Origin of the sequence: Alcaligenes sp. PF14, from assembly GCF_037150615.1 — a bacterium.
GTDB classification, from domain to species: domain Bacteria; phylum Pseudomonadota; class Gammaproteobacteria; order Burkholderiales; family Burkholderiaceae_B; genus Alcaligenes; species Alcaligenes phenolicus.
Genome location: NZ_JBAGRS010000017.1, coordinates 1 through 1785 on the forward strand (window position 1 = coordinate 1; position 1785 = coordinate 1785).

The 1785-nt window shown below is 53.2% G+C and carries 1 rRNA gene; it reads left to right on the forward strand.

Annotated elements, in window-relative coordinates:
- Positions 1-1711: ribosomal RNA gene (locus WFM49_RS18475) — 23S ribosomal RNA — on the forward strand; the annotation flags it as partial.
- Between the last annotated feature and the right edge of the window lie 74 nt (positions 1712-1785).

The window sequence follows — 1785 nt, forward strand, 5'->3', positions numbered from 1 at the left end:
GTACACATGGTAGGAGAGCGTTCCGTAAGCCTGTGAAGGTGTTCCGTGAGGAATGCTGGAGGTATCGGAAGTGAGAATGCTGACATGAGTAGCGATAAAGGGGGTGAAAAGCCCCCTCGCCGTAAGTCCAAGGTTTCCTGCGCAACGTTCATCGGCGCAGGGTGAGTCGGCCCCTAAGGCGAGGCAGAGATGCGTAGCTGATGGGAAGCGGGTTAATATTCCCGCACCGTCGTAGAGTGCGATGGGGGGACGGATTGCAGAATGTTATCGGGGTGTTGGATGTCCCCGTTGGCGCATCATAGAAGGCACTTAGGCAAATCCGGGTGCGTAATTCAAGGGTGTGACTGGATAGAGCTTCGGCTCTAAACTAACTGGAAGCAGTTCCAAGAAAAGCCTCTAAGCTTCAGCTCTACGAGACCGTACCGCAAACCGACACAGGTGGACGGGATGAATATTCCAAGGCGCTTGAGAGAACTCAGGAGAAGGAACTCGGCAAATTAATACCGTAACTTCGGGAGAAGGTATGCCTCATTAGTGTGATGTGCCTGCGCACAAAGCATGAAGAGGCCGCAGTGAATCGGTGGCTGCGACTGTTTACTAAAAACACAGCACTCTGCAAACACGAAAGTGGACGTATAGGGTGTGACGCCTGCCCGGTGCCGGAAGGTTAAGTGATGGGGTGCAAGCTCTTGATCGAAGCCCCGGTAAACGGCGGCCGTAACTATAACGGTCCTAAGGTAGCGAAATTCCTTGTCGGGTAAGTTCCGACCTGCACGAATGGCGTAACGATGGCCACACTGTCTCCTCCTGAGACTCAGCGAAGTTGACATGGTTGTGATGATGCAATCTCCCCGCGGCTAGACGGAAAGACCCCATGAACCTTTACTGTAGCTTTGCATTGGATTGTGAACCGGCCTGTGTAGGATAGGTGGGAGACGTTGAAGCGTGGTCGCCAGATCGCGTGGAGTCATCCTTGAAATACCACCCTGGTCTGTTTGCGGTTCTAACCTAGGTCCCTTATCGGGATCGGGGACCGTGCATGGTGGGCAGTTTGACTGGGGCGGTCTCCTCCTAAAGTGTAACGGAGGAGTTCGAAGGTACGCTAGAGACGGTCGGAAATCGTCTTGATAGTGCAATGGCATAAGCGTGCTTGACTGTGAGACTGACAAGTCGAACAGGTACGAAAGTAGGACATAGTGATCCGGTGGTTCTGTATGGAAGGGCCATCGCTCAACGGATAAAAGGTACTCTGGGGATAACAGGCTGATACCGCCCAAGAGTTCATATCGACGGCGGTGTTTGGCACCTCGATGTCGGCTCATCTCATCCTGGGGCTGTAGCCGGTCCCAAGGGTATGGCTGTTCGCCATTTAAAGAGGTACGTGAGCTGGGTTTAAAACGTCGTGAGACAGTTTGGTCCCTATCTGCCGTGGGCGTTGGATACTTGACGGAGCCTGCTCCTAGTACGAGAGGACCGGAGTGGACGTACCACTGGTGTATCGGTTGTCATGCCAATGGCATTGCCGAGTAGCTACGTACGGAAGAGATAACCGCTGAAGGCATCTAAGCGGGAAACTCGTCTGAAGATTAGGTATCCCGGGGGCTTGACCCCCCTGTAGGGTCGTCCGAGACCAGGACGTTGATAGGCTGGGTGTGGAAGTGCAGTAATGCATGTAGCTAACCAGTACTAATTGCCCGTGTGGCTTGATCCTATAACCCTTGAGGTTGTAGTGAGTTAAGTTGTTGACCACAGAACGTAATATTGAAGTGCAGCGCAACCCGCGCT